General features: G+C 51.2%; 15 protein-coding genes. 10 read left to right on the top strand and 5 right to left on the bottom strand.

Annotated elements, in window-relative coordinates:
• Positions 1–2 precede the first annotated feature (2 nt).
• Both BUB27_RS13855 and BUB27_RS13850 read left to right on the top strand, forming a co-directional pair.
• Complete coding sequence (locus tag BUB27_RS13855) at positions 3–695, top strand: aspartate/glutamate racemase family protein (RefSeq protein WP_143184457.1); 693 nt, start codon at positions 3–5, stop codon at positions 693–695.
• Positions 696–704: 9 nt separating this feature from the next.
• A complete protein-coding gene (locus BUB27_RS13850) occupies positions 705–1,187 on the top strand; it encodes a GNAT family N-acetyltransferase (protein WP_143184456.1) in 483 nt (160 codons plus the stop codon).
• 16 nt (positions 1,188–1,203) lie between these two features.
• Here BUB27_RS13850 and murJ read toward each other — a convergent pair whose 3' ends face one another.
• Together murJ and BUB27_RS13840 are read right to left on the bottom strand one after the other, a co-directional pair.
• The gene (murJ, locus tag BUB27_RS13845) at positions 1,204–3,189 is read right to left on the bottom strand and encodes a murein biosynthesis integral membrane protein MurJ (protein WP_159434971.1); all 1,986 of its coding nucleotides are present in this window, start codon (positions 3,187–3,189) and stop codon (positions 1,204–1,206) included.
• Positions 3,190–3,214: 25 nt separating this feature from the next.
• On the bottom strand, positions 3,215–4,246 hold the full coding sequence (locus BUB27_RS13840; RefSeq protein ID WP_143184454.1) for an L-threonylcarbamoyladenylate synthase: 1,032 nt from the start codon (positions 4,244–4,246) through the stop codon (positions 3,215–3,217).
• 205 nt (positions 4,247–4,451) lie between these two features.
• Here BUB27_RS13840 and BUB27_RS13835 point away from each other — a divergent pair, with 205 nt between their 5' ends.
• On the top strand, positions 4,452–5,447 hold the full coding sequence (locus tag BUB27_RS13835) for a coiled-coil domain-containing protein (RefSeq protein ID WP_143184453.1): 996 nt from the start codon (positions 4,452–4,454) through the stop codon (positions 5,445–5,447).
• Between the two features lie 87 nt (positions 5,448–5,534).
• Here the strand turns inward: BUB27_RS13835 and BUB27_RS13830 are convergent, their stop codons facing one another.
• Genes BUB27_RS13830 through BUB27_RS13820 form a run of 3 tightly spaced genes read right to left on the bottom strand, consistent with a single transcriptional unit; the run spans position 5,535 to position 7,959 of the window.
• Entirely contained in the window at positions 5,535–6,449 is a 915-nt protein-coding gene (locus BUB27_RS13830; protein ID WP_143184452.1) for a type IV pilus modification PilV family protein, read from the bottom strand.
• A 20-nt stretch (positions 6,450–6,469) separates the two neighbouring features.
• Entirely contained in the window at positions 6,470–7,216 is a 747-nt protein-coding gene (locus tag BUB27_RS13825) for a prepilin-type N-terminal cleavage/methylation domain-containing protein (protein WP_143184451.1), read from the bottom strand.
• Positions 7,217–7,236: 20 nt separating this feature from the next.
• Entirely contained in the window at positions 7,237–7,959 is a 723-nt protein-coding gene (locus BUB27_RS13820; RefSeq protein WP_143184450.1) for a pilus assembly FimT family protein, read from the bottom strand.
• A gap of 336 nt (positions 7,960–8,295) precedes the next feature.
• On the opposite strand from BUB27_RS13820, the gene BUB27_RS13815 reads away from it, so the two are divergent.
• From BUB27_RS13815 to BUB27_RS13785, 7 genes are all read left to right on the top strand, one after another.
• Positions 8,296–8,715 carry a hypothetical protein gene (locus BUB27_RS13815; protein WP_143184449.1) on the top strand — a complete coding sequence of 140 codons (420 nt, stop codon included), beginning with the start codon at positions 8,296–8,298 and terminating at the stop codon, positions 8,713–8,715.
• 94 nt (positions 8,716–8,809) lie between these two features.
• Entirely contained in the window at positions 8,810–9,310 is a 501-nt protein-coding gene (locus BUB27_RS13810) for a hypothetical protein (RefSeq protein WP_143184448.1), read from the top strand.
• Between the two features lie 12 nt (positions 9,311–9,322).
• Entirely contained in the window at positions 9,323–9,775 is a 453-nt protein-coding gene (gene hisI, locus BUB27_RS13805) for a phosphoribosyl-AMP cyclohydrolase (protein ID WP_143184447.1), read from the top strand.
• A gap of 136 nt (positions 9,776–9,911) precedes the next feature.
• A complete protein-coding gene (locus BUB27_RS13800) occupies positions 9,912–10,625 on the top strand; it encodes a 3-keto-disaccharide hydrolase (RefSeq protein WP_143184446.1) in 714 nt (237 codons plus the stop codon).
• Between the two features lie 60 nt (positions 10,626–10,685).
• Positions 10,686–11,786 carry a DNA-processing protein DprA gene (gene dprA / locus BUB27_RS13795; protein ID WP_143184445.1) on the top strand — a complete coding sequence of 367 codons (1,101 nt, stop codon included), beginning with the start codon at positions 10,686–10,688 and terminating at the stop codon, positions 11,784–11,786.
• 159 nt (positions 11,787–11,945) lie between these two features.
• Positions 11,946–12,293, top strand: coding sequence for a P-II family nitrogen regulator (locus tag BUB27_RS13790; protein ID WP_143184444.1), 348 nt, complete (start codon positions 11,946–11,948; stop codon positions 12,291–12,293).
• Positions 12,294–12,419: 126 nt separating this feature from the next.
• Complete coding sequence (locus BUB27_RS13785) at positions 12,420–13,493, top strand: peptidylprolyl isomerase (RefSeq protein WP_143184443.1); 1,074 nt, start codon at positions 12,420–12,422, stop codon at positions 13,491–13,493.
• Positions 13,494–13,497 lie beyond the last annotated feature (4 nt).

Raw genomic sequence — 13,497 nt, 5'->3', positions numbered from 1 at the left:
GCATGAAAACACTCGGGCTCATAGGCGGCACTTCGTGGCACTCCACAGTAGAGTACTACAGCACCTTGAATCGTGCCATCAACCAACACTATGGGAATAACACCAACCCACCTCTTCATCTTGTCAGCCTCAACCAGCACGAGATCCACGAACTGCAACGTTCCGGAGATTGGCAGACCATTTCCACGATCTTCATAGATGCAGCTCAAAAGCTGGCACGCTCAGGCTGCGATGCGATAGCACTCTGTGCCAACACACCGCATAAAATCTACGAACCACTGCAAGAGTCGCTGAATATCCCCGTGCTCCATATTGCCGACGCCATTGCCGATTCCGTGAAAGCTCAAGACTTGGACTGCATCGGCCTCCTCGGCACGCGTTTCACCATGCAGGAAGACTTCATCCGGGGAAGACTTCTCAGCCAACATCAGATCACCTCCTTGGTGCCAGCTCCCACTGAGCAAGATATCATCCAGCAGCACTTCTACGACAAGCTATCCATGGGAATATTCGATGATGAAAGCCGAGCAGCATTCCTAAAGATCATCGAAAAGCTAGCCACCAAAGGAGCTAAAGCTGTGGTGTTAGGCTGCACAGAATTCCCGATTCTTCTCAGAGACAGCCAGAGCCAGCTCCCTTTGATCGACTCACTGCAGAGCCATTGCCATAACCTCACCCAGTATCTACTCGATTAGAACGATAGCATGATCAGAAAATCCACCCCATCGGATTCAGCAGCCATTTCCGAACTACTTTTAAAAGCCTTCTCCCCGAGCAGCTACGAGGCACAGCTCAGGGCACTGGTAGTTAGCGAAGACGATTTTCATGAATGGGTGCTCGAAGTGAAAGGAACGATTATCGCTCACATTCTCTATTCTCCTGCATTGCGCAGCGGCACCAAGATTGGCTACCATCTGGCACCAGTCTGTGTACACCCAGATCATCAGAAACAAGGAATCGGCACCCAGCTCATCCGGGAAACTCTCCAAAGTGCGGAACTTCGCGACGAAAGCATTTTTGTATTGGGAGACCCTGCATTCTATGAGCGATTCGGCTTTCTCAAAACCTGGAACGCCCGCTGTCCCTATGACTCCTCAAATCAGCATTTCCGTGCACTGAGATGGAACACGGAAGATCCCAAGTTCGCCATCGAATACCCCCCGGCGTTCACTCAAGCCGGGGAATAAGCATCCATCTATCTACTTACCTGCGGAAGCCTGCTTTGAGCTCCTGTAAGGTCATCGCCTTAAGCCCGAGCACCAGCATGGCATAGACCACCATTCCCAGGCCGATGAGCAAAGATACCGCGCAGACCTTCTTGATCAGCCCTTCGACTAACCAATCGGAAACCATCCATTGAGCTACCCAGACGGTGAGCCCCATCAGCACACTCGCGAGCAGCAGCTTCCCGATACGCTTCCAGAAGAGAGAATCCACTTTTACCAAGCCTTTAAGACCAAACCACAGCATAGCCACATTGACCCAAGCCGCCACGGAAGTCGCAATCGCGATACCTATGTGGCCAATGAAAGGGAACAGTGCCAGGCTGACCACGATATTCACCAGCACCGTCACAATCGCCATCTTCATCGGAGTCTTGGTATCTTCCCTCGCAAAGTATCCGGGCTGGAGCACCTTGATCAAAACATAGCCGGGCAAGCCCAGTGCAAAACCGGCCAGTGCCTGGGAAGTAGCACTCGCATCCACAGCAGTAAATTCACCACGCTCAAACAAGAGAGAGATGATAGCACCAGGTATCACGATCATCGCAATGGCTGCTGGTAAGGTAATCAGTAGGCCAATCTCTGCGCCACGAACGATACTCTCAGAAGCCTCGTCTTTTTTGCCAGAACGCAGCAAACGAGTCACTTCCGGCAGCAAGACAATCCCCAAAGCAATGCCAATCATTCCCAAGGGGAGCTGATAGACCCTGTCAGAATAATAGAGCCATGAGATCGCGCCCTGCTGGAAACTGGCAATCACACTACCGACGAGCAAATTGACCTGCTGGATACCCGCACTGGCAATCCCAGGAATCATAAGGACAAAGAGTCGCTTGATTTCCCCATTGAACTCCGGCTTTTGCAGCCTCACCTCATAACCGTGTCTATGGCAACTCCACCACAGCATCACAAACTGCAGAACGCCTGCTACCGCCACACACCAAGCCAAGACGTGTCCGGGCAGATCAGATCCGAGAATCCAGATGAAGACGACCAGGCCGATCAGGAAAACAAGATTCAAGAGGATCGGTGCTGCTGCAGGAACCCCAAAGACCTTGAAGGTATTGAGCACGCCGCTCAACTGAGCCGTCAAGGCCATGAACAGTAAATAACAGAATGTGATCTGAGAGAGGGTGACCGTCAGCGAAAAGGTGTCTGGATGGTTTTTGTAGACTTCTACAACATCCGCCTCGGTCGCTCCCGCTCCAGTCACCAGCTCACCTTCCAGCCAGCCATAGTCATGACCACGACCCATACGGATGCGGCCAAAATCACCTGGCGCCACGACCCACTGATCACCTTGCTGAGTTAGGTTAGTCAAACTATAGACAGGACTGGCTTCCTCACCTTGTGCCAAGGCCGCCTCTACGCGAGCGTCTTCCTTTTCGTTATAGCCGGAAACAAAGCTCTCCAAGGGAAGCTCTTCAGTGCGTGCACCATCACCAAATGGATTGGTCCACACCTTATCCCCTTCACCAACCAAACGCAGGTTTTTGAGAACAATACTTCTGCCACCTTCGAATTCCTTGTTGGCGGCATCCGAAAAATAGATGTTTCGCTCACCACCGACCTGCACAGTGAAAGGCACAGTCTCGAGCTGCTCACCATGCGGGGCGGTCATTACCACAGCCGGCTTAAAACCTGGCACCACCGCGCTCATGATCCATTTCATGGACGGGATCGCGATGATCGAGAAAATCACTAAGGTAACGCAGAGCACCGAAAAAGCGTTACTCGCAAAGCCCAGAGCCTTCTGCTGACCTTCGCCATCCAGACGCCTGCCAAACATCGGAATGAACGCCGCATTGAAGGCACCTTCACCGAAAATTCGGCGGAATAAATTGGGAAAACGAAATGCAGAGAGAAAGGCGTCCCCCACCAGACCCGAGCCAATATATCTAGCGATAAGAATGTCCCGCAGGAACCCCAGGACACGGCTGATCGCCGTGAACCCCGAGACAGTCATGATGGAGCGCAGCATATCCTTTTAATTACGCTGGTTCTTGAGGCACGCTTGCTCTTCTCAGACGGTCGTTGATAGCCACGCCAATTCCAGTCTCTGCCACGGTTTCCGCGACGATGGCATCCACGCCACTCTCATCCAGCTGACGCATGACAAAAAACAAACGCACTGCCGCCTCGGTCAACTTGCCGCTACCGGGGCTCAATTCCTCCACGACATCCCAATCATAGAGGTCGATATACCCATCCCTGGAGGCGCCACGATAACTCAGCAGCGCGTAGCGGAGACCCGGCTCAGGCTTGAAGTCCTCTGGCTTGTCAAAAATATACAGTGGTGTCGCCGGAGCATAGTGACTGTCCAACTGACCCGGAGCCTCGGCTACATTCCGGGCCTTTTTCGGTCTGATCACCTTGCCGTACTTCTGCAGGTCTTCTTTGACTACAGGACCGGCACGCAGTAGATGAAGCTCGGGTCTTTTCTCACCCAGCTCCACACGCACGATTGTACTTTCAACGCCATCATTGCAGGCGCCGCCATCAACAATCATGGGAATTTTGCCACCAAGCTCCTTCTCAACGGCATTAGCCGATGTCGGGCTAATGCGGCCAAAACGATTGGCACTTGGTGCCGCGATTGGTTTACCGACTTGCTTACACACGGCTCGCATCACCGGATGCGCACTCATACGCACCGCGACGGTAGGCTCACCACTCGTCACAATATCTGGAATGATACTCTTCTTCGGAAGTACCATGGTGAACGGTCCCGGCCAAAATGCATGCATGAGCTTCTGCACCACTTCATCCAGCTCAGGGCTGAGTTCACAGATTTCACGGATTTGCTCACGCTTCGCAATATGTACGATCAGAGGATCGAAAGAGGGGCGCTGCTTGGCATCAAATACTTTGGCCACAGCTGATTCATCCAGAGCATTCGCCCCAAGACCATAGACAGTCTCTGTAGGCAAGGCCACTACTTCGCCACTTTCCAGCAGCTTCACTGCGGCATTCACAGCCTCATCAAAGCCCTCTGGATCTGCATAGAGAATTTCTGTTTCCATATCGCTCACGCTCCTCATCTATACCATTCCCCCGCCTTTGAACACTCCGAACTCACCACTTTTCCCGTTTCAGGCTAAGATCTCCCTCCTCCCTCAATAGACCACACAAACCAGAACACAACACACTCACTATCAATACAGGGCAAAACTCACTAACAAACTAACGACTTGATTCAACTGGCAAAGCATGAGTATATAAGTATTGATGAAAACTCTAGCCCCCTTTGTGATTGTCGTATCGTTTTGCAGCCCGTTCGCGTTTGGACAGGACGAACAAGCTATCGATATGGAAGCCCGCAGAAAATCCATACCTGCGCTCGAGAAGCGCATTGATGAGCGCTCAGAACGCCTTAAAGTCCTCGCTGCGGATATCATCCGTCTGGATAAGCGAGTCGAGTCCCAGATCGACCAAATCGTCAACAAGCTTGCTAGCATCAAAGACTCCCAGTCTTCAGGCCGCAAGGTAAGCCAGCTCAAAATGCAGGCCATGGAAGGGCTAGGCAAGTCGGCTCAGCGCCTTCAGAGCCGCCGTTCAGAGGTTCTACGGGAACTCAAGAAAACAGGCTCAGAGGGACTCAAGGAAGAAATCGACACGCTAGACAAACTCACCGAGACACGGGTGGAGCAGATCGTCAAAATCTCAAACTCTTTCACCCAGGACGAGGACGTGAAGAAATATGAATCAGACGGAGGCTACGAGTACTATTCCGGAGGAAGCTTCTGGTATGTCGAAAACGAGAGAATCAGCGAGGAATGGAAGCAGAATAGACGGGATAAGAGCATGGATAAAAAACAACGAGACGCCATGGAAGGCGCTCTCAAAAAATCCATCACACGCTATGAATCCTTGATCGCTGGCATGAAGGATAAATTGGAAAACCGCGATCTCTCACCAGAGGACAAGGAATTAATCCAATCAGAACTTCAGCGCCATGAGGAAACACTGCTAGCCCGCAAAAGCCAACTCACCCAGGTCATGACGGCCGGTAAACCAGACAACACATCAGCAGTCGGCAAAGAAGCTGCTAATGATCTGGAGGAGGCTTTCAATGAAGCTGTATCCGACTTGCGAGACGACCTGAATACGATTCGCAGAAAATACCAGGAATTCAGAACCGAGCGAAGCAAGCTCTCTGATCTGCAAGAAAACCTGGAAGCCCGCAAGAAGTGGCTTGAAGAGCACGATAAGACTAATCCATGAGCTACAAGCAATAAGCCTCTCCCCTAAAATAAAAAAGCCGGTCGTTAGACCGGCTTTTCTTTGAAAAGGTCTCAAACCTACACCTGATTAAGGGCGTGGCAGAATCACTGACTTGGAGTAATGGAATCCATTCTCATTGAGGAATTTGGAAAGCTCACTCGGATCAGAGAAGTTACGATTTTTCAAGAGGGTCAGAGCACTGTCTGTAAGCACCAGCACGCTCAACTCACATCCAGCAAGACGGGTGATCTTATTGCCACTCGGGTCATTAAGAACGGAACCACCTACTTCCACACGATCTCCAAAGATTCTCAAGCGGTTGGCACCAGAGCCGTCCGCCGTAACAGGTACTCGCTTGGTGAAGGTCTGACCTGAATTATCCTGATACTCGAAGATGAATGTAATAGTTAGGTCGAAAATATTTTCCACCAAGAAGTTCTCCTGGTCGCTGGTATCACTGGAATTGTAAATACCACCGGACATCAAGTTCTCTTCTGAAAGATACTTTTTGAAAGTCTCATCAGGGTTTACCAAGTCTCTGTAGAGAGCAAAGATCGGGAACTCGTTTTCACCAGGATTCAATTGATCCTGATAAACAATACGATAAGCCACCGTGGACACGTCGCCACCTTTATCGTCTTTGGTACCGATTTGACCATCATAACGATCTGTTGCCCCTGTGAAGAAGAGAATCTCAGTTGGGTTGGACATTTCGGCATTGAGAGGACCGTCTTTGTTGGAAGACTCGGACTTCACAAAGGCCCATTCATAGTTGTTGCCGGAGCGGATCACAATCCCCTCCAAGTCCTTGGACATGGTCTCCAGAGCTTCCTTAGCCAGACGTGATGCCTTGGTCTTGTCACGGCTATCCTTCCAAGCATCCATGGCGATACGGGTCATCCCGATCAAGACACTGATGATAATGGCAGTAACAGCAACCGAAGTAAGCAGTTCGATCATTGTGAAGCCTTTGCGGCTTCTGAGTTTCTTTACTGAAATCATAAAATCCTATTCTTATGGGGTTATCGTCTGACGGCCATGTTACGAGATGCTACAGCCTTACCGAGATTATCGAAATTCCATGAGCCACCCAGTACATAGCCTGCCTGGTTGGACTTAAGACGGAAGAAGTCAGCCTGAAATGCGATGTAAGCTTGTTCGTATTGATCACTGGAGCCAACTCCGGAACCTGTATCAGGATCTACGATTTGCCCCTCAGACCCAAGCCCCAAGCTGCCATCTTGCTTAGGCACAAGCTGAGTCATGCGTACCACATAGACACCTCCAGTTACCACACCAGGGACAAGCTCCTCTTGGATCAAGTTCCTAGCGCTACTGTCATTAAGACTTCTGACAGCGGTAAATGTAATGTAATCCTTACCTGGGATACCTTTATCCTTCGCGGTGTTGTAGGCTTGAGGTGTGCCATCTTGGTTCATTTCTCCATCGGTCTGACCAGGCACTGCCGTGTATTGGTAGACTAGGACGGCTGAAGTAGGAGAATTGGAATTCTTGATCCACTCGAAGGCTTTATCAAAAGCAGAATCGTAAGTACTGGATTCACCACCGGGTCTCAGCACCGCCATTTCATTTTCCAAGGCGGATGCCATACGGTTGGCATCCTTGATGCCAAGGGAGCGTTGGATATTTCGTTGGGCCGGAGTAAATACGGCAAAGAATGTAGTCAGCAGGATAGCCACGATCCCCATGGCAATCACCACTTCTACCAGTGAGAATCCCTTTGTTGTATTGAGTTTTGTAGATCTCATAAGTGTGAGGAAATTGGTATTTATTCAAAAGAAGCGTCCACAGCTCCGTTGATGTCGAGGATTTGGTCCGGGTGACGGAAGACGGAAGTCTGACCACTTCTCCACACAGCGAAACCGCCTACGTCTTTCTCATTCTTCGGCAATTCCCTAGGAAAATCTGAACCCGGGGTCATCACACCTGATTGAATCACGAACAGAGCCTGAGGGCCATTCGCTCCAGAGAGAGTCGGCTCTACGAGGATGCCCTCAGAGTTGAAACGGTAGACGTAGCATTCCTTTGGATCACTGGAACCTGGAATCAAAACCGGCATTTTGTCCGCATCAGTCAAACCACTGAGATTGGCATTCAAGAATGTTTTGGTCGGCAACATAGAACCACGACTTGTCAGGCGCAGTGTACCTGAGCCTTCAGTCAAGTTCCCGTTCGCGTCGTATTCGGCATTGGTTGCTACACCCATGTAACGATAGAGCTTTTCGGTCATGTCCGCGTCGTTATCTGAAGTATCTGCGTAGATGATGACATAGGCATCCACACCTCTGCCTTTGGCCAGTGAGCGAGCCTCGGAAAAGATACTCTCAGCGATTGGCACTCCGGTGTTTACACCTTTTGCCGTTGTCACGTTCTTCAGGGTCGTTGCTCCGATACCCATCAAAATCGCGATCACCATAATCACCGCGATCAATTCGATGAGCGTAAAGCCTCTGGGTTTGTTCCTGAATAAAGATATAGATGGATTTTTCATGGAATAGATGGGAACCTAGTGATTTCACCGCGAGGTGGAAACCCTTTTTTTAAGTTTGAAGGCTTTCCGTGAGATTTCAAGATAATTGTGATTACAAAGTATTCTCCCATTGAAAACTCACACTTATTTTAACTAATTCAGATAAAATAAGCTACTGTGTGAATAGATGTGATAGCATCAACGTCGAACACTACACCATGAAAAATCCGAGAATACGTCGCTCTTTTTACGCAATAGGTCTGGTTTTACTCTCCTTCCTATTGCCCTCCTGCGTGTATGACGCCTATTACACGGGTTATGATGGTTATTACAGCCCCGGCTATACTGGTAGCAGCTATGTTTATACCAGCTATTCCAGTTATCCCCGCTACTATAGCTCCCCGTATTACCACTACAGCCACGCAAACAGACATCATCACGGCCATCATCATCGCCACTACGGTCACCGGAAGCCTCACTCTAGTCACCACGTCAAGCATCACAGCGGGAGATCTCACCGCTCTGGAGACCATGATCGCCACAGGAGCTATCAACGAAGCCATTCCAGAGGTGACAGCTACCAGCGAACTCGCTCAAGAGGCGGTAACCACAGTGAGCACAATCGCCAGCGAAGCAGTAGATCTAGCGATAATCGCACCTTCGTCTCTACCCAGCGGGGCAATCCCAGCGATGGCGAATCTAGCCGCCGCAGGGGTAAATCCCGTCACCGGGAATAAGTTCGCAGACTCCTACCCACCTTTCTCTTCACACGGCTGATTCCTCAGCCGTTTTTTTACGGATTTCCCGCACACTACACCCTTGACTGGGCATGGCACACAGCCTTCACTCCATCAATTCAATTTTGACCATCGTGAAAGCTTACGAAATCTACCAAAATATCGACCCGACACTCATCCAGGACATGTTCCAGTGGATGAGAGACGAAGAGCGCGACCTCTATAAGACCACCGTGGCTACGCTGGCTCAGGACCGCAAACTCCGTCCAGTATTTGTCACTAAGAAGTCCGTCCCTGAGCAGATCGCCTGGCTTCACAAAACACTCAAGCTGAAGAGCTGCGACATGATCGGCGAACACCTCTTCCAAGTTTACTTCATGAAGGGGCAAGAGAAAATGCTCGTGTCCTTCTGCGACTCCATGGGCATCGAACACGACGGCAAAGGCTCCGTAGACGGTGAGCTGCCAGAAACTCTCGATGCAGATAAGCTCAAGGCTGCTGTAGACAAGCTGATCGAAGAGAACGGTGAAAAGCTGACCGCTCTCTACCTCAGCGTATTCAATCTCCAGACAGAGTCCGGATGGGACTCCCTCACCGAGCTCCTCGAAAAAGACGAGAGAATCGCCATTGCATAACCACTTAGAATCATGAGCTGTAACCTCACATTCGGCGGACGTAACGACAAGAAAACCGTAGAAGAAGCACCAGTTTTCGCACCTAAGTTTGACGAAAACGGTCTCATCCCGGCTGTAGCCATGGATGCCCAGACCAAGGAGCCTCTGATGCTGGCATACATGAACGAGGAATCCCTCCTCAAGACACTCGAAATTGGTGAAGCCGTGTATTATTCACGCAGTCGCCAAGAGATCTGGCACAAAGGAGCCACCTCCGGCCATACTCAAAAGATCGTCGAGATCCGTACCGATTGTGATCAGGATGCAGTCATCCTCTACGTAGATCAGCAAGGCGCTGGCGCATGCCACACTGGCCGCAACTCCTGCTTCTACCGCAAAGTAGACCTCGAGGCCGGCACAGACCCGACCGCACTGACTTTCACTGAAGACCTTACTTTCGACCCGGATTCCGTCTACAAGAAGTAAGTCTCTGAGATCTGAGAGATCATTTTAACCTGCGCATCCCTGTGGTGCGCAGGTTTTTTATTGCCTCTATGTTAGATCTGGCAGCTAGAATCGGTAATACTATTCAAATCCAGCCCACTTCCATTTAAAGAAAACCATGAAAGCCCTGCTCACAGCCATCACCAGCCTGTCACTGATTTGTGCCACCCATGCCGATGAAGCCATCAGCTTATTTAATGGCAAAGACCTTACTGGCTGGAAAGCCGAGTATCAGAAAAGCGACCAAGGCAAAGACTACTGGTCCGTCAAAGACGGCGCCATCACCGTGGATACCAAGGGCGACAAAAAGCACCTCTACGTCTGGCTGGTTCACGAAAAGGAATTCGCAGACTTCGACCTCTCCCTCAAAATCAAAGAGCTGCGCCCAGCTGGCGGAAACTCAGGTATCCAGATTCGTTCGCGTTATTCACCGCACCCTAAGGGCAAAGGTATGTGGATGAATGGCCCCCAGATCGATATTCATACTCCTACGCCTTACCGGATAGGCCTCATCTATGATGAAACCTTCGAAACCCAGCACTGGATCCACCCGGTCAAGCCTAGCTGGAAAGTGAACCCCGAAGACACCAAGCACCAAGTCGTCTGGAAGAAAGACGGCTGGAATACGCTGCGCATCAAGGCTGTCGGCACCAAGATCCAGACCTGGCTCAACGGTAACCTCGTTTCTGACTATGATGGCGAGGGCGTACTCAATGACGAACATCATAAAAAGCATCATGTAGGCATGAAGGGACACATCGCCCTGCAACTCCACGCCAGGGACGACCTTGCCCTACAGTTCAAGGACATCACGATCAAAGAGATCAAATAGACTCATTTGAACACGTAAACTTCTCGCCAAGATGCTATTCCTTCTGTTAGCGTTTCTATCATGACTAACAGGGAAGCTCTGATCGCGCTGAACATGCTGCCTAAGATAGGCCCTGTCCGTGTGCAGAGATTGCTAGAGGCTCTTGGCTCCGCCGAAGCCATCCTAACATCCCCGGCTAACAAGCTCACCCAGGTCAGGGGAATTGGCAATGAGACCGCACAAATCATCCGATCCTGGGAAACTAGCATCAATCTGGCTGCTGAAATCCAGCAAGCTGAGAGGCGAGGCATTCAGATCATCACTCAAGAAGACGATGACTACCCCGCCCCGCTACGCCAGATGTATGACCCGCCACTGGCACTTTATGTCTGGGGCGAGCTGCAAGACAAAGACAAGCACGCCATGGCCGTCGTCGGCTCTCGCCGCTGCACCCACTACGGTCAGAGTGCCGCACTCACGCTGTCGCGCGACTTGGCAGCCTCCGGCTTGACGATTATTTCCGGACTCGCACGCGGCATCGATACCTTTGGACACCGTGGAGCCCTAGAGGCAGGGGGCAGAACTGTTGCCGTCATTGGCTCCGGCCTGGCCCAACTCTATCCCCCCGAGAACATGCGGCTGGCGGAGGAAATCGCTGACGGTCACGGTGCCGTCGTCTCCGAATTTCCACTCCAGCAACCACCAGACAAGAAAACCTTTCCCATGCGGAACCGGATCGTAGCCAGCTGGGCCTCCGGGGTTCTCGTCGTAGAATGCCCTCAATGGTCCGGCTCCTTGATCACCGCAAATCTGGCCGCCGACATGGGCAAGAACATCTACGCCGTGCCAGGCCCCATCGACCGCCCCACTTCAGCTGGCTGCAATCAGCTTATCCGGGACGGAGCCACCCTCGTCACCAGCGCCCAAGACATCCTGGACGACCTGGAAACCCTTCCCCTGATGCAGTCAGCATCCGATCTAGCGAATACACCAGCCCCCGTCCTTGAACTTGACGAGCTGGAGAGTTCCGTCATCTCAGTGCTATCCAAAGAAGAACTGCTCCTCGATCAGCTTGTGGCCTCCACAGGCCTTAGTGTGCAGCAACTTTCAGCTACCTTGCTCAAGCTTGAGATGAAAAGTCTGGTCCGCCAACTGCCCGGCCCCCGCTACATCCTTCGCTGATGACAATTTACTTGCCCTTCAGAAGGCGTATTCACTTGCCACTACCGCTCATGATTATTACTCTAACCTTAGATGGTTTACGGGTATGCAACAATTATAAGCTGACGTTGGCACACCTCCTGCTTTATTCCCCGTATCCATAACTGATCGACTCAAGCCATGAAAAAAATCGAAGCAATCATCAAACCGTTCAAACTCGAAGAAGTAAAAGAAGCTCTCGCTGACGTCGGCGTCCAGGGCATGACGGTAACAGAAGTTAAAGGTTTCGGCCGCCAAAAAGGTCACACTGAGATCTACCGCGGATCTGAGTACACAGTCGACTTCCTTCCTAAGGTGAAGATCGAAATCGTTGTTGATGATGAACTCTCCCAGACAGTGGCTGAGGCTATCGTGAAGAGCGCAAACACCGGCAAGATCGGTGATGGTAAAGTTTTCATTTCCTCCGTTGATGAAGCAATCCGCATCCGTACCGGTGAAACTGGTCCGGAAGCAGTTGCTGTGAACTAATTCATCACACCATTCATAGCTTACGCCGCCCATCCTTCCGAGGACTGGGCGGTTTTTTTATGCTGGTCTCCAGCCTACTCATCACTCACCGTCAGACTCTCTTGCTCGTAGCTTCTATCTGAGATCATGAAAATGTCCTCCAAATTCGTCATTCGCCTGGGCCTCTGGTCCGTGCTAATGCTGTACCTTCTATTTGATTTGGTACTCTTCAATGGCCCACTCAAGCGAAGCGTCCGCAAGATGCAGGGATTTCCGGAGGAAAAGCTCGCCAGCGACATGGAGAGACAAGTTGTCGCCAGGGTCTTTGATAAGCCCATCCTGCTGAGCCAGGTTGACTACGGTGTCGACAAAATCCTGTGGCGCACAGGCCGCACACGCAATGACGTAAGCAAGAGCGAGCGCATAGCTCTGCGAAACTCAGTGCTGCAAGAACTCATCGACCAGTACATCTTCCGCATCAAGGTGAAACTCAATGCAGACGAATACCCGGTCAGTGACGAGGAGATCGAAGCCGCGCTGAGAAGATTTGCCAGCCGATTCACCACTAAAGACGAGCTCTTCAAGGCCATGGACGACATGGGCTTTGAGGGGGAAAAAGAACTGCGCTTCCGCTTAGCCGCCAAACTCCAGCAAGACAAATACCTGGAGGCACACATCGCTCCCGGGATTGTGGTCTCTGAGGAAGAAGCCAAGCAATGGTACGAAGACCACAAAAAAGAACTCACCACCCCAGCAAGTCTTCGTGCCCGGCACATCTTTCTAGCTGCGCTCACAAACAAGGAAGAAGAGGCTACCCAAAAACTGGAGGACGCACTCAAGAGAATTACCTCCCAAGAGGAAACTTTCGAGAACTTGGCCGCCTCAATCAGCGAAGACGAACGGAACAAGAACAGCGGTGGAGATCTAGGCTGGATGACCCAGTCACGCCTACCGCTGGATTTCTCCACTCCGGTCTTTGCCCTTCCAAAGGGTAAAGCTAAGATCATCCGCACCAAACTCGGCTGGCACCTGATCGAAGTGACCGACAGGAAAGATCCTCAACTGCGCAGCTACGAAGAACTCAAACCTGAAATCTTCGCGAGCCTAGAGACCACACGCCGCAAAGCCGCCATCAAGGACTACCGGGAGAGACTTCGCTACCGGGAGAAAGAGCACGTCGTCATTCATCAAGACATGCTTGAGGACGACTGGACCCACTAACGAG

Origin of the sequence: Rubritalea squalenifaciens DSM 18772 (assembly GCF_900141815.1) — a bacterium.
Taxonomy (GTDB): Bacteria; Verrucomicrobiota; Verrucomicrobiia; order Verrucomicrobiales; family Akkermansiaceae; genus Rubritalea; species Rubritalea squalenifaciens.
The sequence above is the reverse complement of the archived record's forward strand: the minus strand, read 5'-3'. Positions and strand labels throughout refer to the sequence as shown.